General features: G+C 69.8%; 18 protein-coding genes and 1 pseudogene. 4 read left to right on the top strand and 15 right to left on the bottom strand.

Annotation, left to right across the window (positions count from 1 at the left end; genetic code table 11):
* Positions 1 to 80: 80 nt before the first annotated feature.
* The 6 genes and pseudogenes from OG524_RS27435 to OG524_RS27410 form a co-directional block, all read right to left on the bottom strand.
* On the bottom strand, positions 81 to 1,673 hold the full coding sequence (locus tag OG524_RS27435; RefSeq protein WP_405811836.1) for a cation acetate symporter: 1,593 nt from the start codon (positions 1,671 to 1,673) through the stop codon (positions 81 to 83).
* Positions 1,670 to 2,143, bottom strand: a complete 474-nt coding sequence (locus OG524_RS27430; RefSeq protein WP_405388044.1) for a DUF485 domain-containing protein — start codon at positions 2,141 to 2,143, stop codon at positions 1,670 to 1,672. The genes OG524_RS27435 and OG524_RS27430 overlap by 4 nt, the downstream gene beginning before the upstream one ends.
* Before the next feature lie 97 nt (positions 2,144 to 2,240).
* Positions 2,241 to 2,918, bottom strand: coding sequence for a response regulator (locus OG524_RS27425; protein ID WP_405388045.1), 678 nt, complete (start codon positions 2,916 to 2,918; stop codon positions 2,241 to 2,243).
* A pseudogene (locus OG524_RS27420) lies at positions 2,915 to 3,754 on the bottom strand (sensor histidine kinase); the annotation flags it as partial. The pseudogene OG524_RS27420 and the gene OG524_RS27425, both read right to left, overlap by 4 nt.
* Positions 3,733 to 4,275 (bottom strand): DUF1453 domain-containing protein, encoded by a 543-nt coding sequence (locus OG524_RS27415; protein WP_405811835.1) that lies wholly within the window; start codon positions 4,273 to 4,275, stop codon positions 3,733 to 3,735. The pseudogene OG524_RS27420 and the gene OG524_RS27415, both read right to left, overlap by 22 nt.
* A 123-nt stretch (positions 4,276 to 4,398) precedes the next feature.
* Positions 4,399 to 6,525, bottom strand: coding sequence for a type IIA DNA topoisomerase subunit B (locus OG524_RS27410; protein WP_405388049.1), 2,127 nt, complete (start codon positions 6,523 to 6,525; stop codon positions 4,399 to 4,401).
* Positions 6,526 to 6,958: 433 nt separating this feature from the next.
* Here OG524_RS27410 and OG524_RS27405 point away from each other — a divergent pair, with 433 nt between their 5' ends.
* Positions 6,959 to 7,192, top strand: coding sequence for a hypothetical protein (locus tag OG524_RS27405; RefSeq protein WP_014153643.1), 234 nt, complete (start codon positions 6,959 to 6,961; stop codon positions 7,190 to 7,192).
* Positions 7,193 to 7,310: 118 nt separating this feature from the next.
* Here the strand turns inward: OG524_RS27405 and OG524_RS27400 are convergent, their stop codons facing one another.
* From OG524_RS27400 to OG524_RS27375, 6 genes are all read right to left on the bottom strand, one after another.
* Positions 7,311 to 8,141 (bottom strand): S1 family peptidase, encoded by an 831-nt coding sequence (locus tag OG524_RS27400; RefSeq protein ID WP_405388050.1) that lies wholly within the window; start codon positions 8,139 to 8,141, stop codon positions 7,311 to 7,313.
* Between the two features lie 130 nt (positions 8,142 to 8,271).
* Positions 8,272 to 9,819 carry an RNA polymerase sigma factor gene (locus tag OG524_RS27395; RefSeq protein WP_384497690.1) on the bottom strand — a complete coding sequence of 516 codons (1,548 nt, stop codon included), beginning with the start codon at positions 9,817 to 9,819 and terminating at the stop codon, positions 8,272 to 8,274.
* A 324-nt stretch (positions 9,820 to 10,143) separates the two neighbouring features.
* Positions 10,144 to 11,001, bottom strand: coding sequence for a FadR/GntR family transcriptional regulator (locus OG524_RS27390; RefSeq protein WP_405393064.1), 858 nt, complete (start codon positions 10,999 to 11,001; stop codon positions 10,144 to 10,146).
* A 181-nt stretch (positions 11,002 to 11,182) separates the two neighbouring features.
* A complete protein-coding gene (locus OG524_RS27385; RefSeq protein ID WP_405811834.1) occupies positions 11,183 to 12,931 on the bottom strand; it encodes an ATP-binding cassette domain-containing protein in 1,749 nt (582 codons plus the stop codon).
* Between the two features lie 268 nt (positions 12,932 to 13,199).
* Entirely contained in the window at positions 13,200 to 13,964 is a 765-nt protein-coding gene (locus tag OG524_RS27380; RefSeq protein ID WP_405388052.1) for an NUDIX domain-containing protein, read from the bottom strand.
* A 157-nt stretch (positions 13,965 to 14,121) separates the two neighbouring features.
* On the bottom strand, positions 14,122 to 15,516 hold the full coding sequence (locus OG524_RS27375) for a DUF4192 domain-containing protein (RefSeq protein ID WP_405811833.1): 1,395 nt from the start codon (positions 15,514 to 15,516) through the stop codon (positions 14,122 to 14,124).
* Between the two features lie 110 nt (positions 15,517 to 15,626).
* On the opposite strand from OG524_RS27375, the gene OG524_RS27370 reads away from it, so the two are divergent.
* Entirely contained in the window at positions 15,627 to 17,798 is a 2,172-nt protein-coding gene (locus OG524_RS27370) for a RecQ family ATP-dependent DNA helicase (RefSeq protein WP_405811832.1), read from the top strand.
* A 216-nt stretch (positions 17,799 to 18,014) separates the two neighbouring features.
* On the top strand, positions 18,015 to 18,656 hold the full coding sequence (locus tag OG524_RS27365) for a hypothetical protein (RefSeq protein ID WP_405388210.1): 642 nt from the start codon (positions 18,015 to 18,017) through the stop codon (positions 18,654 to 18,656).
* 90 nt (positions 18,657 to 18,746) lie between these two features.
* On the opposite strand, the gene OG524_RS27360 is transcribed toward OG524_RS27365, so the two are convergent.
* The 3 genes from OG524_RS27360 to OG524_RS27350 all read right to left on the bottom strand — a co-directional run bounded on the left by OG524_RS27360 (position 18,747) and on the right by OG524_RS27350 (position 21,022).
* Positions 18,747 to 19,358, bottom strand: coding sequence for a hypothetical protein (locus tag OG524_RS27360; protein ID WP_405811831.1), 612 nt, complete (start codon positions 19,356 to 19,358; stop codon positions 18,747 to 18,749).
* Between the two features lie 62 nt (positions 19,359 to 19,420).
* On the bottom strand, positions 19,421 to 20,131 hold the full coding sequence (locus OG524_RS27355; RefSeq protein ID WP_405388212.1) for a ribonuclease HII: 711 nt from the start codon (positions 20,129 to 20,131) through the stop codon (positions 19,421 to 19,423).
* Between the two features lie 273 nt (positions 20,132 to 20,404).
* Positions 20,405 to 21,022 (bottom strand): TetR/AcrR family transcriptional regulator, encoded by a 618-nt coding sequence (locus OG524_RS27350; RefSeq protein ID WP_405388213.1) that lies wholly within the window; start codon positions 21,020 to 21,022, stop codon positions 20,405 to 20,407.
* A gap of 197 nt (positions 21,023 to 21,219) precedes the next feature.
* On the opposite strand from OG524_RS27350, the gene OG524_RS27345 reads away from it, so the two are divergent.
* Entirely contained in the window at positions 21,220 to 22,773 is a 1,554-nt protein-coding gene (locus OG524_RS27345) for an MFS transporter (protein ID WP_405811830.1), read from the top strand.
* The last annotated feature ends 16 nt before the right edge of the window (positions 22,774 to 22,789 follow it).

Below are 22,789 nucleotides of genomic sequence, written 5' to 3'. Positions count from 1 at the left end.
GACGCCCTGGCTGGAGGCCGTTGACCAGCCAGGAGCTCGTCTCCCTGCCGCGGGAGCCCGTGGCCCTGCCGGAGCCGGGTCTAGGCCGCGCCCGCTCCGGTGAGCGACCGGACCTCCGTCTCGGCGTGCTTGGCCTCGTCGGAGGGCTCGTGCGAGGTGACCGTGCCGATCCAGCCGGCGAGGAAACCGGCCGGAATGGACACCAGCCCGGGGTTCTCCAGGGGGAAGAGCTGGAAGTCCACCCCCGGGAAGAGGGAGGCCGGGCTTCCCGACACGACGGGCGAGAGCAGGACGAGCAGAACAGCGGGGATCAGCCCCCCGTACACGGCCCAGACCGCCCCCCGTGTGGTGAAGTTCCGCCAGAACAGCGCGTAGAGCAGCGCCGGAAGGTTGGCCGAAGCCGCGACCGCGAAAGCCAGCCCCACCAGGAACGCGACGTTCAGATTCTGGGCGAGCAGACCGAGGCCGATGGCCACCGCTCCGACGCCCGCCGCGGCGACCCTGGCCACGGCGACCTCGCTGCGCTGCTTGGCCCCCGGACGCCTGAACGTCGCGTAGAGGTCATGGGCGACGGACGCGGAGGAGGCCAGGGTGATCCCGGCGACGACCGCGAGGATCGTCGCGAAGGCGATGGCGGCGACGACGGCGAAGAGCACCGTGCCCCCGGTGGATCCCTCACCGCCTCCCAGTACGAGGGCCAGGAGCGGGACCGCGGTGTTCCCCGAGGCGTTGGAGGCCCGAAGGTCCGCGGAACCCACGAGGGCGGCCGCTCCGAACCCGAGCACGATCGTCATCAGGTAGAAGCTGCCGATCAGCCCGATGGACCAGACGACGGAACGCCGGGCCGCGCGGGCGGTGGGCACGGTGTAGAAGCGCGACAGGATGTGCGGCAGGCCGGCGGTGCCGAGCACGAGTGCCAGGCCGAGGCTGATGAAGTCGAACCGCGCGGTCCAGCTCCCGCCGTACCTGAGCCCGGGTGAGAGGAAGTCCCTGCCGTGCCCGCTGCGTTCGGCGGCGGTGTCGAGGAGGGTGTTGACGTTGCCGTGGAAGTGCGCGAGGACGAGCACGGTGAGCACGACGGCTCCGGACATCAGCAGGACGGCCTTGACGATCTGGATCCAGGTCGTGGCGCGCATACCGCCGAGCGACACGTAGATCACCATGAGCGCCCCGACGCCGACCACGGTCCAGGACCGTGCAGTGCCGCTCGTGCCGCCCAGGAGCAGGGCGACGAGGCTGCCTGCACCGACCATCTGCGCCACCAGGTACAGCACCGAGACGGTGACGGACGACGTGCCCACGGCGGTGCGCACCGGACGCTCGGCCATGCGCGCGGCGACCACGTCGGCGAGGGTGAACCGTCCGCAATTGCGTACGAGTTCGGCGACGAGGAGCAGGACGACGAGCCAGGCCACGAGGAAGCCGACCGAATACAGAATGCCGTCGTAGCCGAAGAGGGCGATCAGACCGGAGATACCGAGGAAGGACGCGGCGGACATGTAGTCACCGGCGATGGCGAATCCGTTCTCCATGGGCGAGAACAGCCTCCCGCCCGCGTAGAACTCCTCGGCGGATCCCTGCCTGTTCCGGCTCACCCATGTGGTGATGCCGAGCGTCACGGCGATGAACACGCTGAACAACAGCAGCGCCAGCGTCTGGTGGTCCCCGCTCACCGGCCGATCCCTCTCGTCATCTCCTGGGTGTCCCAGCGCAGTTCCAGCGCAGCCCGGTCACGGTGCAGTCGCGCATGACGCGCATACGCCCAGGTGAGCAGGAACGTGGTGAGGAACTGTCCGAGCCCCGCGATCATCGCCACATTGAGAGCGCCGACGACGGGACGTGCCATCAGACCGGGGGCGGTGGTGGCGGCGACCACGTAGGCGAGGTACCAGAGCAGGAAGGCTGCCGCCGCAGGAACCACGAACCTCCGGTAGCGGCGGCGCACGTCGCGGAAGGGCGCGCTGCGCTGCACCTCCAGATAGATGTCGGCTGCGCTGCGGCCTTGCTGCGCCGCCGGTCCGGGCCGCGCGTCGGGCACGGAGCCCTCCGTGCCGTCTGGCTCGCCCCACCCCGCGACCGGCGCGTCGTACCACGGGTCGTCGAGCCGCGTCGCTGCGGCATCCGGCCCTGCTTCCTTCTCCACCGAACAACTCCCTTGTCCACGAGCCTTTTCGGCCGCGTAGCCAAGAATGGGCAGATCGGGAAGATCCCGGGCACTTCATTCGCCGGGCTTCACCAGTTCAGGTGAAGGAAGCCCCGGGCGGCTGTGCGAGACCCCGGCCGTACGCGTAGCGCACGGCCTGTGCTCGGTCACGTGTTCCCGTCTTGGCGAAGAGGTTGTTGATGTGGGTCTTCACCGTGGCCTGCGAGATGTGCAGGGTCCGGGCGATCTCGGCGTTGGAAAGTCCTTCGGCGATCAGCACCAGCACCTCGGCCTCCCTGGGGGTGAGCCCGTCGGGCAGCCCGGCCGGAACCGGAAAGCCGGCCGGAACGGTCTGCGCGGTGACCCGCTCCAGCAGCCGTCGCTGCACCTTCGGCGAAAGGCCGGCCTCTCCCGACACCACGGCCTCGATGGCCCGCACGATCTCCTCGCCGCGCGCGTCCTTGGTCAGATAGCCCCGCGCACCGGCCTGCAGCGCGGTGAACAGCGAATCGTCGTCCGCGAAGGTCGTGAGCACCACCACCTGTGTCCGTGGATGGTCCCTGCGGATCCGGCGGGTCGCCTCCACTCCGTCGCAACGGGGCATCCGCAGATCCATCAGGACCACGTCGGGCGCCTTCTCTGCAACGAGCGCGACGGCCTCGTCACCGTCCTTCGCGGCGCCGACCACCTCGATGCCGGGCAACAGGCCCAACAGCATGACGATGCCTTCACGCACCACCGCCTGGTCATCGGCCACCACCACCCGCGCAGTCACGCAGGCACCCACAGACTCACCACGAAGCCCTCCTCTTCCGGTCCTGCATCCAGCGTCCCCCCGAGCAGTTCCGCGCGTTCCCTCATCCCCAGAAGACCGTATCCGGACCCACCGACAGCGAGCTCGTCCTCCCGGCGCCGGCCCCCCGGATCCCGCACCTCCAGTACCACCGCATCCGGCAGGTACTCCAGCAGTACGGAGACCGCGGCCCCCGGAGCATGTTTCCGGGTGTTGGTCAGGGCCTCCTGCGCCACCCTTCGCACCGCCTGCGAGGCCTCGGCGCCCAGCGGTCTCGGCTCCCCCGTCACGCGGACATCGGCGGACTCCCCGGCCACGAGCTGCCGCAGGAAGTCCTCCACCGGGGTCATCTCCCCACGGAGCGCGGAGAGCGCCTGGCGCGTCTCGGCGAGCCCTTCAGCGGCCATGGAGCGCGCCGCGACCACTCTCTCCAGCACCTGGTCGCGGAATCCTCCGGACGGCTCCCGCTCGATCAGCAGCCGGGCCGCTTCCAGATGCACCAGCTGCGCGGAGAGGCTGTGGGCGAGCACGTCGTGGATCTCCCTGGCGATTCTGGAGCGCTCCGCCAGAGCGGCAGTCCCGGCCTCCGCCGCCCTCGCCGCCTTCTCCTGGGCAAGGAGCCGCTGGGCATTGCCACGGGCCTCGGCGTCGAGCCGCAGAACGTATCCCCCCAGGCACAGGCTGCCCGTGGTGATCACCGTGGTGAGCCAGCCGTCGTCCTTGCCGACCGCGTAGGCCGCGAGTGCCGCCGCGGTGAGCGGCACCGCGGCGGAGAGCGGGAGCCTCTCCAGGGCGGTCACGGCGCACCCGCACCACACGCGGTCCCGGCCGGCAGCGACAGCCCGCCGCCGGTCACGGCGGCCGGAACGACGTACTGCCCACGCAGGCCCCTGGCCCGCAGGGCGGCAAGCACGCCGCTGCGCGCCAGCAGCATCACCGCGAGCGACATGAGGAGGGCCCCGGATCCCTGGTGTATGCCGAGCAGCACCGCGGCCCCGGCCAGCGAAGCCCCCAGAGCGAGACCTCCCGCCCAGACGAAGACGGTGACCCTGGTACCTCTGCTCCAGACCGAGTCGTCCGGACCGCGCCACAGCCGTGCGGTCCGGTGCCGGCCTGCCCCGGTGACCAGCCCCAGCAGGAGCCCGGCACCGAGAATCACGGCCGGCAGAGCCTCGTGGTGCGGATCGAGCCCCCCGTCCTCGCGGGCGGCGACCAGGAGCAGGATCCCCGGCAGAACCCACCAGCGCTTCTCGTCGCCGGTCCGCCGATCGGAGAACTGACGGACCACGGTGATCGCCACGACCGCAGCGATCACCAGAACATTGAAGAACCCGGGCATGACGGCCTCCGAGACACGGGAAGGTTCGATGCCTTCGACGCTACGGAAACGTCCGGATCAGGGGATCGGCTCACGGGTTGATCGTGGGTGGAGACATCGTCTCCACCCACGGGTGGAGACGATTCAGACGTCGATACGCGAGCGGTCCAGTGTGGCAGCCGAGCTGGTGATGAACTCCTTGCGCGGCGCGACCTCGTTGCCCATCAGCAGGTCGAAGATCTGTTCGGAGGATTCCAGGTCGCCGATGTTGATCCGTCGCAGCGTGCGGTGGCGCGGGTCCATCGTGGTCTCCGCCAGCTGGTCGGCGTCCATCTCGCCGAGACCCTTGTAGCGCTGGATCGAGTCCTTGAACCGGACGTTCTTGCGCTGCAGCTCCAGCAACGTCTGCCGCAGTTCGTTGTCGGAGTAGGTGTAGACGTACTTGTCCTGGCCCTTCTTGGGCTGGACGAGCTCGATCCGGTGCAGCGGGGGCACCGCGGCGAAGACCCGCCCCGCCTCGACCATCGGCCGCATGTAGCGCTGGAAGAGCGTGAGCAGCAGGCACCGGATGTGGGCGCCGTCGACATCGGCGTCGACGAGCAGGACGATCTTGCCGTAGCGGGCGGCGTCGATGTCGAAGGTGCGTCCGGAACCCGCTCCTATGACCTGGATGATCGCACCGCACTCGGCGTTCTTGAGCATGTCCGACACGGACGACTTCTGGACGTTGAGGATCTTCCCGCGGATCGGCAGCAGAGCCTGGAATTCACTGTTCCGGGCCAGCTTGGCGGTACCGAGCGCGGAGTCGCCCTCCACGATGAAGAGCTCGCTCCGCTCCACGTCGTCGCTGCGGCAGTCGGCGAGCTTGGCCGGCAGCGAGGAGGACTCCAGTGCGGTCTTACGGCGCTGCGCGTCCTTGTGCTGCCGGGCCGCGATGCGGGTACGGGCGGCGGCCACCGCCTTGTCCAGCACCGCCCTGGCCTGGGCCTTGGCGTCGCGCTTGGTGGAGGTCAGGAATGCCTTGAGCTCCTTGGACACCACGTTGGCCACGATCCGGTTGGCCGCGGAGGTGCCCAGCACCTCCTTGGTCTGCCCCTCGAACTGGGGCTCCGCCAGCCGTACGGTCACGACAGCGGTGAGGCCTTCGAGGGCGTCGTCCTTGACGACGTCGTCCTCGGCCACGCGCAGCATCTTCGCGGAGCGCAGGGCCTCGTTGACCGTCCTGGTGAGGGAACGCTCGAAACCGGAGACATGGGTGCCGCCCTTGGGGGTGGCGATGATGTTGACGAAGGACTTGACGTTGGTGTCGTACCCGGTGCCCCAGCGGAGCGCGATATCGACGGCCAGCTCACGGGTGACCTCGGTCGCCGTCATGTGACCGCGCTCGTCCAGGACCGGGACGGTCTCCTTGAACGTCCCCGTGCCGGTCAGGCGCTGGACGTCGCAGACGGCCTTGTCCTGGGCCAGGTACTCGCAGAACTCACTGATTCCGCCGTCGAAGCGGAACGTCTCCTCGGTCTTGCCCTCGCCGTCGATGCCCCGCTCGTCCCGCACGACGATGGTGAGGCCGGGGACGAGGAACGCGGTCTGGCGGGCCCGCTGGTACAGCGTCTCCAGGTTGAGCTTGGCGTCCTTGAGGAAGATCTGCCGGTCCGCCCAGTACCTCACCCGGGTACCCGTACGGGTCTTCGGGACGCGCTTCCCCTTGCGCAGGCCGTTGGCCGGGTCGAAGGGACTGTCCGGCCCCTGCTCGGTGAACATGCCCGGAACGCCGCGCCGGAAACTGATCGAGTGCGTCGAGCTGTTGCGGTCGACCTCGACGTCGAGCCGCGCGGAGAGCGCGTTCACGACCGAGGCCCCGACGCCGTGCAGGCCGCCGGAGGCGGCGTAGGAGCCGCCGCCGAACTTTCCGCCCGCGTGCAGCTTGGTCATGACGACCTCGATGCCGGAGAGGCCCGTCTTGGGCTCGACGTCCACCGGGATGCCACGGCCGTTGTCGCGGACCTCGACGGAGGTGTCGTCGTGGAGGATGACCTCGATGGTGTCGCAGTAACCGCCGAGAGCCTCGTCGACCGAGTTGTCGATGATCTCCCAGAGGCAGTGCATGAGTCCGCGGCTGTCCGTGGACCCGATGTACATCCCGGGGCGTTTGCGGACCGCTTCGAGCCCCTCGAGTACGAGAAGGTGCCGCGCGGTGTAGTTGGAGCTGTCCCTGTCTGCGCCGCCTGCTCCGGTCAGCAGCGCAGTGGACGGCACGGAATCGGCGGTCACGCGGTTCGCTCCTCGCTGAATTTCATTTGGGGCCCAGTGGGTAACGGGCTCGGCCTCGGTAGCCGCTGAGAGCCTACCGAGGCCTGGTAGAGCGGTTGTAACGCCACCCAGGGGGGAATCCTTATGCTAGTCCAGCTTCGTATACGCGTTCGATCATTCGTGGGAGTGACGTGCACATCACGTTCCCTTCGAGGCATGAACCATTTAGGCTCCGGGCACGTCCTCATGAACAACCGGCAAGCCAGCCGGCGGACGAGCCCACACAAGCAACGCGAAACCGTAGCGCTACGCAATACGGCACATTCGCCGCCAACCGGCAACGGACAGCCATCCCGAGAAGAAGTTTCGAAGAAAAGCCACGAGCGGGAACGTTTTCGGCCTGGTTGGATGTTGACCCTGGTACGACAGCTCGTCGAGCTAGAGAAGAGGCGACGTGACTACTGTTCTGACCCCCGCGAGCCCGCTGACCGCAGCAGACCGCTGTGACCGTTGCGGCGCCCAGGCATATCTGCGCGTCGTCCTGATCAGCGGCGGTGAACTGCTCTTCTGCGCCCACCACGGACGCAAGTTCGAGCCGGAACTCAAGAAGATCGCCGCGGAAATACAGGATGAGACAGATCGGCTCACTGCCGTGCAGGCAAGTGCCGCCGACGAGGAACAACACTGACACCTCGCATCCACGACGAGCCAGGGGTCCGGTCCAGGACCGGCCGACGGGCGGCCTCCCCACGGGGAAGCCGCCCGTTCTCGTACCTCCGGACCGAGGCGACCGGCAGGCCTGGCAGTCAGCGCTGAGCGGCCATCCACCGGATGGCTGCCGAGACGCGCGTGTACACACCGGGGCTGCCCGGGCTCCCGCAGCCGCTGCCCCAGGAGACAAGGCCGACGAGGCGCCCACGGGCCACCAGCGGGCCTCCGCTGTCGCCCTGGCACGCATCCCGCCCCCCGGCCGTGTTACCGGCGCAGAGCATCGTCGAGGCGTCGTACGAGCCCTGCAGGCCGCCGGGGTACGCCCGCTTACAGGCGCTGTCCGACAGCACCCGCACTTTCGCAGCGTGCAGGACGGACGCGTAAGCCCCGTAGCCGGTCGTGTCCCCCCAGCCGTACACCGTCGCGGCCGTGCCCGGCTCGTAGGCCGCGTTCCCGGCCCCTGCCATCGGGATGACGTTTCCCTCCGGCAGCGCCCGGTCCAGGGTGAGCACCGCCAGGTCGGCGGCGTTGGTCCGCGGGTCGTACCGAGGATTGACCCGGGCCGAGCGCACCGGGATCTCCTGGCCGCCGGGTCCGCTCAGCTCGTCCCGGCCGCTGATGACACGCAGATCGGGTACCTCCGGGACTGCGGCACCCAGGACGTCCTGCCTCAGGCAGTGCGCAGCCGTGAGGACCTTCGTGGGCGCGATCGCCACCCCGCCGCAGAACTGCCCGGCGCGGGTTCCTCCGAACCGGGCACGGCTCGACAGAGCCACGACCCAGGGGCTGTCGGCGACGGGGACCGGCCTGCCGCCCACCACGATGCTGTCCGCGGCGGCAGGAGCCGGTGGACCGAGCGGTATGAGGGTCGCACCGACCGCCAGGGCAAACGCCACAGGGAGGGCACGGACGACAACGCGGGACATGGAAACTCCTGACGCCGAGGTGAACAGTGCCCACTCAGCGTCATCCGCACGGGTGCGGACCGCACCCGCACACGAACGGAGGGCCCGGAACCTCACAAGGTTCCGGGCCCCCGTCGTGTCCGTCCTCGGTCTAGTCGAGGTAGTCGCGCAGTACCTGCGAACGCGACGGGTGACGAAGCTTGGACATCGTCTTCGACTCGATCTGACGGATGCGCTCGCGCGTCACGCCGTAGACCTTGCCGATCTCGTCCAGCGTCTTCGGCTGACCGTCGGTGAGGCCGAAGCGCATCGAGACCACGCCCGCCTCACGCTCGGAGAGCGTGTCGAGAACCGAGTGCAGCTGCTCCTGGAGCAGCGTGAAACTGACCGCGTCGGCCGGGACGACCGCCTCGGAGTCCTCGATGAGGTCTCCGAACTCGCTGTCCCCGTCCTCGCCCAGCGGCGTGTGGAGCGAAATGGGCTCACGGCCGTACTTCTGGACCTCGATGACCTTCTCCGGGGTCATGTCGAGCTCCTTGGCCAGTTCCTCCGGGGTGGGCTCACGGCCCAGGTCCTGGAGCATCTGGCGCTGCACCCGCGCGAGCTTGTTGATGACCTCGACCATGTGCACCGGGATACGGATGGTGCGGGCCTGGTCGGCCATGGCGCGGGTGATCGCCTGACGGATCCACCAGGTGGCGTACGTGGAGAACTTGTAGCCCTTGGTGTAGTCGAACTTCTCCACCGCGCGGATCAGACCGAGGTTGCCCTCCTGGATCAGGTCCAGGAAGAGCATGCCGCGACCGGTGTAGCGCTTGGCCAGCGAGACCACGAGCCGGAGGTTTGCCTCCAGCAGGTGGTTCTTGGCCCGGCGGCCGTCCTCGGCGATGATCTCCAGCTCGCGCTTGAGCTTCGGTGCGAGCTTGTCGGAGTTGGCCAGCTTGTCCTCGGCGAAGAGGCCTGCCTCGATGCGCTTGGCGAGCTCCACCTCCTGCTCGGCATTGAGGAGGGGGACCTTGCCGATCTGCTTCAGGTAGTCCTTGACCGGGTCGGCCGTGGCGCCGGCGACGGCGACCTGCTGCGCAGGTGCGTCGTCCTCGTCGTCGTCGGAGAGGACGAAGCCCTTGTTCTCGCCCTCGCCCTCCTCTTCCTCACCCTTGCCGGCCTTGACTTCCTCGGCCGCCTCGTCGCCGTCGAGGAGCTCGTCGTCCTGCTTGCCGGACTTCTTGGCAGCCGTCTTCTTGGCTGCGGTCTTCTTCACGGCGGTCTTCTTGGCAGCCGTCTTCTTGGCTGCGGTCTTCTTCGCCGGAGCGGCAACGGCAGCGTCGTCGGCCGCCGCGTCCGCACTCCCGGCCGCCGGGGCGGCAGTGGCCGCGACGGTCCGCGTCACGGTCGTCTTGGCCGCGACGGTCTTGGTGGCGGTGCGCTTGACCGGGCTCTTCGCTGCGACGCTCTTGCGGGCGCGCTTCGGCGACTCCGCGGCACTGACCATCAGCGTCACACCCTCTTCCTCGAGGATCTGGTTGAGGCTGCGCAGAACGTTCTTCCACTGGGTTGGCGGAATCTGGTCAGCCTCGAAGGCCCGACGCACGTCATCGCCGGCGATCTGCCCATCAGCCTTTCCCCGCTCGATGAGCGCCATCACAGACTCGGACTCGGCGATCTCCGGCGGGAGCGTACGGGATGTGCTGGCCGACACGAACAACCTCTCGGAACGATGGAAACGGCTTCCGGCCCGGCCCTGGAGAGAGCTGGAACCGACGACCGGCGGCTGGGGATGTCGCCGACGGCGCGGGCTTGGCCTCAGAACTGCACAGCGCACTGTGTGGCTGCTGTATTCCTTCCGCGGCGGTCACCTCTTAAGTCATCGCACTGTTTCGAGGAGTGTTACGCCCAAACCGCGTGGCCCCAGTCACACCTCATTTGCGACAAACAGAACCAGACTTCACATATACGTATAATTATGCCGCCGGACTATGAGAGTCCGGCGGCATACGGTCCGCACGCCCCGGCCGTGTCGCGCTCAGTGCTCGCGAGGCGCGGGAACCACGGGCTCCCCGTCCAGGTGGACGACGAGCAGCTGCCTCATCGCCGCCTCGGCGGCGGCAGAGTCTCCGGACGCCAGAGCCTCGACGATCCGCGCGTGGTGTCCGAGCGACGCCTCCGTGGGCCGGTCGCATCCCGTGACGGGCCCACCGGAAACATGCAGAGCCGCGGACACGATGCCGGACAGATGCTCCAGCATGCGGTTGCCCGCCGCCTGGATGAGCAGGGAGTGGAACTCCGCGTCCGCTCGGGAGAACGTGATGGCATCCCCGTGCCCCATCGCGTGGCCCATGATCTCGATCATCTCGCCGAGGCGCTGCTGAATGTCCTCACGCCCATGACCGGCGGCCAGCCGGGCGGCCAGCGGCTCGATCGTCCAACGGAGCTGAGCCAGCTCGCGGCGCTGGTCGTCGCGCTGGGGACCGAAGGCCCGCCATTCGATGATGTCGGGGTCCAGGAGGTTCCAGTCGCTGACCGGCCGGACCCGGGTGCCCACGTTGGGCCGGGCGCTGACCAGGCCCTTCGCTTCGAGGACGCGCAAGGACTCCCTCACAACGGTGCGGGAGACCTCGAATCGCTGGCCGATCTCCTCCGGAACGAGCGGCCGGTCGGCACCGAGGTCACCGGAAACGATCATCTGGCCGAGCTGCTGGACCAGTTGGCCGTGAAGCCCACGGCCGCGACTGGCCGTGCCGCGCCGGCTCGCCCGCCCCAGTTCGGAATCGGAACCGCCCCAGGAACGGAGGGCGGCGCGCTCGCCGGCCGGCGCCTCCGTGTAGGGATAGCGGTCGAGTTCGCCCGGGCCGGAGTCGGCGGAGCGGGCGGCGGTCATCATGGTGTGCGCAAGGGTACTCACGCATCCTTTGTCGGCGTGGCTCGCGCAGCCCTTGAGGTCTTTGGTGAAAAGCACACGAAAGGGTGATCGGCACCCGCCACACAATTGACGCGTTATAGGGAGAAATCGCACGTTTCCGGGAGAGTTGCGTGCGCTCGGCCGCCATACCGGCGCACCGCGCTCACCAACGGGCTCTCCCTCGAAGACTGGTGAACGCATACGCGCAGATCAGGGCGGACAACGACAGGGAGAGCGCCACCCCCACGGGGTGCGCCACGACCCTCACCGCGGCCATGGCCCACCGGTCGGTTTCGTACGGCCATTGCAGCCAGGCGAGTTCACGCAGTCGGCCGGGGAGCCCCGCGATCGAACGGACGGACGGTCCCGCGAGCAGCTTCTGCACCAGCGGAACGACCAGGACGGGAACGGCGAGCACCGCGGCGACCCCGGCGCCCGTCACACGGAAGACGCCGGCGGCCAGCAGCCCGGCCCAGGCACATCCGACCGACAGACCTGCCCAACCGGCGGCCAGCTGCGGAGCGTTGGCCGGTACGTGGACCAAGTCACCGCCGTAGACGAGGCGCAGCGCCTCGGCATCCGCCAGGACGGACAACAGGGCAAGCAGCAGCGCGACAACGGCGGACACCCCCAGCTTGGCCAGCAGGAGCCCGAGGCGCCGCGGGACCGTCCCCCGCCCCGCGGCGAGCGCCGGGTAGCGGAACTCGTCACCGAAGGAGAGGGCGCCGAGCAGACCGGCGCCGAAGGCCGCGGGCGGGAGAGGCAGCAGATCCGGCCAGGCGACCAGGAGATCGGGCAGGGGCGTGCGGCCCGAGCGGGCCAGGAGGACGGAGAGGCCCGCCGATGCCAGTAGGACGGCCACCATGATCAGGGTGGTCGTCCTGACGCCGAACAGGCGGCGCAGTTCGTATCGCACGGGCCGGAGCGGGCCGCGGGCTGGACGGACGGGAATCGGCGGAGGCAGCTCCGAGACCGCCACCGACGACGCGGGGCCCGGTACGACCGTTCTCGCCGGACCTGCGCCGGGAACCGTGACCGGACCCGTATCGCCGGTCTCGTCGGCGAGTTGGTGCAGGGGCACGCCGTGCCGGTACGCCGCGTCCCCGACCTCTGCGCAACTACTGCCGTACACCGACAGCCGACTGCCGTCCTCGGCGACGACTTCGACGGAGCGCCTGGCCGCGCGCGCCTCACGGCTGACCACGGCGGCCAGCCTGGCTGCGTGCGGTGTCCGCACGGCGACCCTGGGCCGCAGACGGGTGCGGGAGAAGTCGGCGACGTCCTGGTCGGCGACGAGGCGTCCGTCGTCGATGGTGACCACACGGTCGGCAGCGCGGGCGGCCTCCTTGGGGTCGCTGGTGGTGTGCAGGACGGTGCCGCCCTCGGCAGCATGCGCGCGCAGCAGGCCGTGCAGCCAGCCCTTCTCCCGCGGAGAGAGGCCCTTGGCGGGCTCGTCGAGAACGAGCGTGTGCGGATCTCCGAGCAGCGCGGACGCGATCCCGAGACGACGGTCCATGCCGGCCGAGAGGGCGCCGATGCGCTGGTCCCCGAGCCCCGCCAGACCGACGACGTCGAGCAGTTCGTCGGCTCGTGACGCGGGAACCCCCGCAGCGGCGCAAAGCATCCGGAGCTGGCCGCGGGCGGTGCGCGCGGGGTGGCCGGGTACGTCACCGAGAAGCACACCCACCTCGCGGGCGGGGTGGCCGATGCGGTGCAGGGGCCGGCCTCGGAAGTAGGTGACGCCCCGTCCGGATTCGAGTTCGAGCATCAGACGAAGGGCGGTGGTCTTGCCGGAGCCCGGAGCGCCGAGAAGTACGGTGACGCGGCCGGAAGGGGCTTCGAAGGTCAGGTCGTCCACGGCGGAGGGGAGGTCGCGGCGGGGGGTGCTGGTGAGTCCGATGGCCTGGAGCATCGCTTCTCTCGCGGAGGGTGAGACCGCTCAGCGGCAGGGTGGGGTACCCAGGCAAGATAACGCGACATTTCAGACTTTTGGTGCAGCATTGTTCCAGTGGCGTCCGACATCGTTCCAGTGGGCGTTCCGGTGGGCGTTCCGTGTTCGGAGACGTCCGCGCGTACGGAACACCAGGCCTTGTCGGACTTCCACCCGCGCCCGCGGGCTCCGGGCGTCGGGTCGGGTACGGCACGACCGGCCTCGAACCTCCCGCATCGAGCGTTCGGGCTCAGACCTCGGGGCGCAGCATCGGCGGATTGAGCACGGTGGCCGCACCGGCCCGGAACAGCTGCGCGGGACGGCCCCCCTGCCGCGTGGTAGTCCCGCCGGACGGAACGAGGAAGCCCGGCGTGCCAGTCACCTTGCGGTGGAAGTTCCGGGGGTCCAGAACCACACCCCACACCGCTTCGTACACCCGGCGCAGCTCGCCGACCGTGAACTCCGGCGGGCAGAACGCCGTGGCCAGCGAGGAGTATTCGATCTTGGACCGAGCCCGCTCCACCCCGTCGTCGAGAATCCTGGCGTGGTCGAAGGCCAACGGGGCGGACTGTTCGCCGTCGCGACCGAAACCGCCGTCGGGGCCGACGAGATCCTCGACAGGGGCCCACCGCGCGCTGTTGGCGTCACCACCCGCGCGAGGCGCGGGAAGATCGGGGGCCAGCGCGAGGTGCGCGACGCTGACGACCCTCATCCTCGGGTCACGCCCCGGGTCTCCGTAAGTGGCCAACTGCTCGAGGTGGGCGCCATTCCCTACGGCGGGAGTGGCTGGATCGTGTGCGCAGAGTCCGGTCTCCTCGACGAGCTCACGCGCTGCCGCGGCACCAAGATCCTCATCGGTTCTGACGAATCCGCCCGGTAGTGCCCACCGGCCCTGGAACGGCGACTCACCGCGGCGCACCACCAGTGCGCAGAGCGCGTGGCGGCGCACCGTGAGCACAACCAGGTCGACGGTGACTGCGAACGGCGGGAACGTCGACGGGTCGTAGGGCGGCATGCCGAAATCATAGTCGTCTTCCTGACGATAAACACTCCGTTCGCGATGTTGGTCCGCCTCCTTTCAAAAGGCTGGTCCCCCGCCCTCCGACCCGACGAAGGCTTCCGCCGCGACCGCCCCCGTGCGGCCCGGTGGAACCCGTCCGGCCGACGGTCGGTCAGCGGCCGCTCCTGGTGCCGCGCTGCCCCTGCGCCTGCGCTTGTCCCCGTCCTCCCTGCGCCTGCCCCTGGCGTTGCGGACCACGGGAACGGCGTCGGGCCACGGCAGAGCCGGCGCGGGCGGTGCCGGGCGTCGGCCTGGTCGACGTCCTCCGCTTCGCGCCCGATGTACGTGTGGGCCCCGGCCGCCGCTCCGCCCGCCTGGCCCCGCGTCCGTCACACCTGCCGTCGCTGCCACTCCCACTGTCGTCGTCACTGCCGCGCCCCGCCCGCAGGCTGCGCTCGCCGCGGAGGCAGCGTCGCAGTGTTTCCGGGTCCAGGCCTTCGTTGCACGCCTGGTGCAGCAGTTGGGCGAACGTGTAGTTGGGATCGGCCCGCAGCGCGAGCCCCAACGCGACCCTGGCGCCCGGTTCGTCACCGGTGGACCAGGAGACCCAGCCGGCCAGGGCCAGTGGCGCGGCGGAGTGCTCCACGTACGGGCCGACGCAGCGACGGGCGAGCGCCCGCCACAGCCGCAGGGCCGTCTCCGCCTCACGGCCCTCCATCCACTCCGCGGCCCGGTCCCTGGTCCCCCGGTCCTGAAGGCCGAGGATCACGGCCGCGGCCTCGTCCGTGCCGATGAGACGGTCGTCGTGGGTGTCCGCGTCGGTGGGTACGGCCGCAGGTGCCCGCCCGAGACGTTCCATGAGCTCACGTGCCAGTCGCAGGGTCTCCCCCGCGACCTCGCTCCGTCCGTCCGGGTCGAGGATCCTGGACACCATCACGGCCCCTGCGGAGTCCAGCGCCCTTTCCTGTTCCGCGCCCGCAGGGAAACCCCACGGCATGAGGCGCGTCTCCATGTCCCGCAGCGATCCACGTACCTGAATTCCCGCGTAGGCGGCGGCCGCCGCCATCACCGTCGTCCCCGGGAGCGCCAGCGGATTGCCCTCGACCGGGCAGCAGCGCTCATCGGGGCAGCAGTAGGACCAGTAACGGCCGTCCGAGATGCAGAGCGCCTCGAGCACGGGAACGTCGAGCGCCCCGCAAGCCGTGCGCAGGCGCTGCGCCAAGGGCCTCAAGCGCTCCATGGCTTCATGACCGCTCTCGCCCTCGGCAGGGTCCTGGCAGACGAAGACGACGATCGCGTCCGGGCGTGAGTCACGCTTCTCACTGCCCGAGATCAGACACTGCGCCAGCTGGTCCGCGATCGGCGCCCACTCGGTCGGCGATTGCGGGATGCCCAGCCTGAGCCTCCCGCCGAAGCGCCCCCGGCCGCCGTGGAGGGCCACCATGACCACGCTGTCGTTCGGGTGGAATCCCATCAGGTACGGGAGGGCGTCGGCAAGCTCGGCGGGACCGCGCAGGGTGATCTGCTGCTCGTCGGCCGGTTCGGTGGATTCGTGGTGTTTGTTCATGGCATGACCGTCCCGCGGGCCGCCGATTTCCGCGACCCCTGTGGATAAAGTTATCCACAGGGGCGGGCGGTCGTTCGCGGTTTGTCTCAGGCATCGGGTTGCATGGGGGCATGACCAACCCAGACCGCGCAGAGCTCAGAGCCTCGGCCGATTCCGTACTTGCCCGCCTCGTCGGGGACGCCACCGGCGCCGCCCGGCTGCGTGAGGACCAGTGGCGGGCCATCGAGGCGCTCGTCGCCGACAAGCGCAGGGCCCTGGTCGTACAACGGACGGGGTGGGGCAAGTCCGCAGTGTATTTCGTGGCGACCTCACTGCTGCGCGCACAGGGCAGCGGCCCGACCGTGATCGTCTCGCCCCTGCTCGCGCTGATGCGCAACCAGGTGGCCGCGGCCGCCAGGGCCGGCATCAGCGCCCGCACCATCAACTCCTCGAACACCGAGGAGTGGGACACCGTCCGGGCGGAGGTGGCGGCGGGGGAAGTGGATGTGCTGCTCGTCAGCCCGGAGCGCCTCAACAACCCCGATTTCCGCGACCAGGTCCTGCCGGAGCTCGCTGCCGCGACCGGGCTGCTGGTGGTCGACGAGGCCCACTGCATCTCCGACTGGGGGCACGACTTCCGGCCCGACTACCGACGGCTGCGGACCATGCTCGCGGACCTCCCCTCCGGCGTCCCGGTGCTCGCCACCACCGCGACGGCCAACGCGCGAGTCACCGCGGACGTCGCGGAACAGCTCGGCACGGGCGCGGGCACGGACGCGCTGGTCCTGCGTGGCCCGCTGGACCGGGAGAGCCTGAGCCTCGGTGTGCTCCAACTGCCCAACGCCGCACACCGTCTGGCCTGGCTGGGCGACCACCTCGGCGAACTCCCGGGTTCCGGGATCATCTACACGCTCACGGTCGCGGCCGCCGAGGAGGTCACCTCCTACCTGCGCCGGTGCGGGCACACGGTGACGTCGTACACCGGCCGGACCGAGAACGCCGACCGGCAGCAGGCCGAGGACGATCTGCTGGCAAACAAGGTCAAGGCTCTGGTGGCCACGTCCGCGCTGGGTATGGGTTTCGACAAGCCCGACCTCGGGTTCGTCGTGCATCTGGGATCGCCGTCCTCCCCCATCGCGTACTACCAGCAGGTCGGACGTGCGGGACGTGGGGTCGAGCACGCCGAAGTCCTGCTGCTGCCCGGCAAGGAGGACGAGGCCATCTGGCAGTACTTCGCCTCGGTCGCCTTCCCTCCCGAGGAGCAGGTGCGGCGCACCCTGGATGTCCTCGCCCAGGCGGGCAGACCTCTCTCGCTGCCTGCTATGGAGCCGCTGGTCGACCTGCGGCGCACCCGCCTGGAGACGATGCTCAAGGTGCTGGACGTCGACGGCGCGGTGAAGCGGGTGAAGGGCGGCTGGATCTCCACGGGCGAACCCTGGGTCTACGACGCCGAGCGCTATGCCTGGGTCGCCCGGCAGCGGGCCGCCGAACAACAGGCCATGCGGGACTACGCCTCGGGTACGAGTTGCCGCATGGAGTTCCTCCGGCGCCAGCTGGACGACGAGGAGGCCACGGCGTGCGGACGCTGTGACAACTGTGCGGGGGCGCGGTTCGACGACAAGGTCTCCACCACGGCGCTGGACGGGGCACGGGGAGAGCTCGGCCGTCCCGGGGTGGACGTGGAGCCCCGCAAGATGTGGCCCACCGGGCTGGCAGCGGTGGGGGTGGATCTCAAGGGCCGTATCCCGGCGGGGGAGCTGGCGTTCCCGGGCCGGGCGCTCGGCCGGCTCTCGGACATCGGCTGGGGCAACAGGCTCCGCCCGATGCTCGCGGCCGAGGCTCCGGACACCCCCGTTCCCGACGACGTGGCGAGCGCGGTGGTCACGGTCATCACCGACTGGGCGAAGGGACCGGGAGGTTGGGCCTCCCGGGCTCCGGACGCGGTGCCCCGGCCCGTCGGTGTCGTGACGGTTGCCTCCCGGCGCAGGCCGCAGTTGGTGCACTCTCTGGGCAGCGGTATCGCGGAGGTGGGCCGGATGCCCCTGCTGGGGACCGTCTCCTACGCACCGGGGACAGAGGATCTCCGTTTCTCGCAGACCAACAGCGCCCAGCGGGTGAGGGCCCTGCACGAGGCTCTGGTCGTGGAGCCCGCACTGGCCGAAGCGCTCGCGTCGGCGGGCGGTCCCGTCCTGCTCGTGGACGACCTCTCCGACACCGGCTGGACGCTCGCTGTCGCCACGCGGCTCCTGCGCCGGGCGGGCGCCGAGGGGGTGTTTCCGCTGGTCCTCGCGGTTCAGGCGTGATGTTGGCTTCATCCCGGTACCGAACGGGCAGGGATATCCGTGTCATTCCGTCCGATATCCGTCAGCCACGCCAATTGCTCGTTGCCGCCTGCCGATACGACAGGAAGAATTGGAATCGCTCCCCGCACCGTCCCTTCGCGGGCCCGGAAGGGCTGTGCCGCGGCGCGCCCTCACTCGACCCTGCCCGCACCGTGGGCGCGTAGCGAAGGGAGGACCGTGACCTTCGGATTCGCTCCGTCCGCAGCCACTTCACTGTCGACGTCCCCGGTATCCGCCGGATCCGTCAACAGCCTTGCCCGGATGCTCGAACCGGCCGAGTGGGCGGCAGCCGGCATACCACTGCTGCGCAGCCCGCGTGAGGTCGTCAGCGGCCTCCACGCACGGCACAGACCCACCCCGGCCACGGCGGTCGTCGCCGTCCTCGACCACGAGGAGCGGCTCACGGCCAGCGCCTCGTTCGCCCGGCGGACCACCGTGGCCGCCGACGGCTGGGAGTTCCGCAACTCCTTGCTGGCCCATCTGCGCCGGGTCGTGCCGCACGACCTGCGCCGCCGCACCCCCGTGCGCACGGCCGTCCTGCTGTACTGCCGCGAAGGGGACGAGCGGTGGACCGAGGAGGACGGGGCGTGGATGTGGGGGCTACGGGACGCCTGCACACTCCACGGCCTTCGCTGCGGGGCGTACATCACCCTGACCCGGGGCGGCTGGCAGGTCCTCGGCGAGGGCAGGGGCGGCCGCAGGCCCAGTTCCCTGTCCCAGCCGTCCGCCCTGGCCGACGCCTTCACCGATCACGACCCGGTTCCCCTGCGCACCGGTGGCGGGGCCGCGGAGGCTCTGCGGCGGACTGCGGCCCGCTGAAACGGGACGTGGGTCCCGGGCGCCCTCTCGGACGGCCAGGACCCACGGACGTACAGCTCAGACGTCAGACGTCGGCGCCCGGACTACGGCTCAGACGTCGGCGCCGAACACGGAGTTGATCTTCTGCGGGTCTCCGCAGAAGATCAGCAGCGCACCGGCGCGCTCACGCGCGACGGAGAGCGCGCGGGTGGCACTGTCGTCGACGTCGCCGTTCACAGCGACGACGACCACCGAACGGGATGCGCAGCGGTCGGTCTTCGACACGTGCGCGAAGAAGACATCGTCACCGGCATCGTGCTGGGCCCAGTACGCGGCCTCCCCGAAGGAGAGTTCGTGCGCGGCCCAGGGGTGCTGCTCGTCCGTGGTCAGGACCAGGATGTCGCCGGGTGCGCGGCCCGAGTCGAGCAGCAGGTCGACGGCCTCGTCGGCGGCGGCGAGCGCACCGTCGGCCGAGGCCGGGATCAGCTGGAGCTGCGCCGAGGAACGATTCTCCGGCTGCTTGCTGCGCCCGGCGGGACGCGCCGCGGTGGGAGGGACGGGAGTGGGACGCGGCCCGGGCCGCGCGGGGCCGGGACGCGGCGTGGCCACGGAACGCGGACCAGGTACGGGACGGGGGGTCGGCGCGGTACGGCCGGCGGCCGGAGTGACGCGGGGACCCTGGGCGCTCTCGGGAATCTGAGACTCCTCGGGGATATGAGGCATGAGTGGTTGGTTGTCCATCGAAAATCGCCGGCGCTGCACGCCGGGTGGGTACGCCTGTGCGATCAGAAGTCGAAGCCGAGCTGGCCCCCGCTTTCCAGTGCGGCCGCCTCGGCGGAGAAACGGACCTTCTTCAGATGCTGCCACCGTGGCAGCGCGTCGAGATAGGCCCAGCTGAGGCGATGGTGAGGTGTGGGTCCCCACTCCTCCAGCGCGGCCCGGTGTACCGGGGACGGATATCCCGCGTTCGCGCCGAAGGCGAAGTCTGTGTACTGCCCCGAATCCGCGCCCAGTTCAGCCATCATCGCGTCCCGGCGGACCTTCGCGATCACCGAGGCCGCGGCGACGGCGATGCAGGACTGGTCACCCTTGATCACGGTGCGGACGTTCCAGGGAGGGCCGAGGTAGTCGTGCTTGCCGTCGAGGATCACGGCGTCCGGCCGCACGGGCAGCGCGCCGAGGGCCCTGACCGCGGCGAGCCGGAGTGCGGCTGTCATCCCGAGGTCGTCGATCTCCAGCGGTGAGGCGTGCCCCAGCCCGTAGGCCGTGACCCAGTCCTCGAGCAGCGGTGCGAGTTCCGCACGGCGCTTGGGACTGATCAGTTTGGAGTCGGTGAGGCCTTCCGGGGGTCTACGGAGCCCGGTGACGGCCGCGCACACGGTGACGGGGCCGGCCCACGCTCCGCGTCCGACCTCATCGACACCGGCGACGGTCCTGGCACCGGAGGTAGCGCGCAGTGAGCGCTCGACGGTGTGCGTGGGTGGTTCGTACGGCATGGCGCCTGCCAGGGTACGCCGATGGCCGCGCCAAGAACACCCCGGGGCACCGGTCGATGCGACCACCCGCGTCCGGCCGTGCACTGAACGCGGCGAACCGGTGCGCCGGATCGTCCACCGGGAACGCCTCACGCACGAATCCGCGGGCCTCACACACGGAAAGGGAGCTGTCACGCACGGACCACAGGCCTCACACACGGCCCCGGGCTCTCACGCGCGGAACCACAGACCTCACACACGGACCCGGGGGCCTCGCACGCCGAGCCACAGACCTCACGCGCGGAAGAGCGGCACCATGACCTGGTCGATCATCTGCGCGATCTCGTCGTCCGGCCATTCACTGCCGCACACCTTGGAGCGGTACATCATCATCGCGGGAATGACATCGAACACCATCCCGCTCATGGCGTCCGCCCGGACCTCACCCCGTGCGACACCACGGCTGATGACCTCCCGGAAGAGCGCGATGGAGGGTTCGATCATTCCGCCGACGATCACGGTCTGGAAGCGCTCGGCCGTTCTCACATCGCACTCGTGAAGGACGGATCGCAACGCCAGACCCGGCTCCGACAGCATCGCGTCCCGCACCCTGCGGCACACGTCGTAGAGGTCCTCACGGATCCCGCCGTGATCGGGAGCGTCCTCGAGCGCCGGGAGCCCGGCCCGGAGCGCATCCGCGACCAGGTCCTCCTTCGACGGCCATCGCCGGTAGACGGCGGCCTTGCCCGTCCGGGCACCGGCCGCGACGCCCTCCATCGTCAGCCCGCCCCACCCCACCGTGCTCAGCTGTTCGAGGGCGGCATCGAGGATGGCGCGCTCCAGCACCGGACCGCGGCGGCGCAGGGACACCGGCCCGGGCCGGGCGGCGGCCGTGGGACGCGAGGAAGTCATCAGCAGTTCTCCGTCGGACAGGGAGGCGCACACCGTCGCGGGCCTGAGCGGACCCGGTACCGACGACGCGCACACCCGAACGCATCACACCGACGGCAGCAACTTCAGTGAACGCTTGCGTTCACTAACGGGGACTCACTACCGTTGGCGCGACAGTGAACGGTTTCGTTCACTAACTCCTTGTGGGGGGACCCATAGTGACAACATCTCAGTTAAAAACACAGGGCAAACCCGGTGCGGCACGACGGCAGGGGCGTCCGGGGATAGCCCTCACCGTCATTGCCGCATGTCAGTTGATGGTTGTACTCGACGCCACGATCGTCAACATCGCGCTCCCGCACATCCAGGACGCACTCAGCTTCTCCACGACCGACCTCTCCTGGGTGCTGAGCGCCTACACGCTCACCTTCGGCGGACTGCTGCTGCTGGGCGGCAGGGCCGGTGACATCCTGGGCCGCCGCCGGGTCTTCATGACGGGGATCCTGGTCTTCACCGTCGCCTCATTCCTGGGCGGACTCGCCCAGGAGCCCTGGCAGCTGCTGGTGGCCCGCGCGTTGCAGGGCGTCGGGGGCGCCATCGCGTCGCCGACCTCGCTCGCCCTGATCACCACGACGTTCCCCGAAGGGCCGGAACGCAACCGGGCGTTCGGGGTGTTCGCCGCCGTGTCGGCGGGCGGCGGCGCGATCGGGCTGCTGACCGGCGGCATGCTCACAGAGTGGCTCGACTGGCGCTGGGTCCTGTTCGTCAACGTGCCCATCGGTGTGCTGATCGCGGTCCTGGCGCCGATGTACATCTCCGAGTCCGAGAAGCATCCGGGCCGCTTCGACATATCCGGGGCACTGGCCTCCACCCTCGGCATGGCCTCGCTGGTGTACGGATTCATCCGCGCCTCCGAGGAAGGGTGGAGCGACGCGCTCACGCTGTCGTCCTTCGGCGCCGCGGTGGTCCTCCTCGCGGCGTTCGTCCTCATCGAATCGCGCGTCAAGGAACCGATCACCCCGCTGCGGATGTTCGCGGACCGGAACCGTGCGGGTACTTACCTGATCATGCTCAGTCTGGCCGCGGCCATGTTCGGCATGTTCTTCTTCATCGTGCTGTTCGTCCAGAACGTGCTGGACTACAGCCCGATCGAGTCCGGCCTGGCGTTCCTTCCCGTGACGGTCGCGATCATCACGGGAGCCGGGCTCTCCCAGCGGCTGCTTCCGGTGCTCGGGCCGAAACCGTTCATGGTCGTCGGGTCGGCGATCACCGGGCTCGGCCTCTTCTGGCAGACGCTCATCTCGCCCGACAGCTCCTATGTGAGCGGTGTGCTCGGGCCGATGCTCCTCTTCGGCTTCGGTATGGGGCTGAACTTCGTCACGCTGACCCTGACTGCGGTCTCCGGGGTGGCCCAGCACGAGGCCGGAGCCGCGTCGGGCCTCCTCAACGCCAGCCAGCAGGTCGGCGGCTCTCTGGGCCTGTCCATCCTGGTCACCGTGTTCGGCACGGCCAGCCGCAACGAGGCGGAGAAGCAGCTCCCCTCCTTCCTGGCGCAGGCGACGCCCGAGCAGAAGGCCGGGTTCGCCCGGACGCACGAGATGCCGGCCCCGTGGGGGCACGAGGTGCTCACCCAGGGCATCGCCACGGCCTTCACGGCGGCGGTCGCCATGGTGGTGCTCGCCCTGCTGACCGCGGCGCTGGTGGTCCGGGTACGCAAGAGCGACCTGGACGCGCTGAGCGGCAGGTCCGCCGCGGCCGGTCCCGGCGCGTAGGACCGCCCCGGAGACG

The sequence above is a fragment of the Streptomyces sp. NBC_01520 genome (genome assembly GCF_045040375.1).
Classification (GTDB): Bacteria; Actinomycetota; Actinomycetes; order Streptomycetales; family Streptomycetaceae; genus Streptomyces.
Note: the sequence above shows the minus strand (reverse complement) of the source record. Positions and strands in the feature narration are given on the sequence as shown.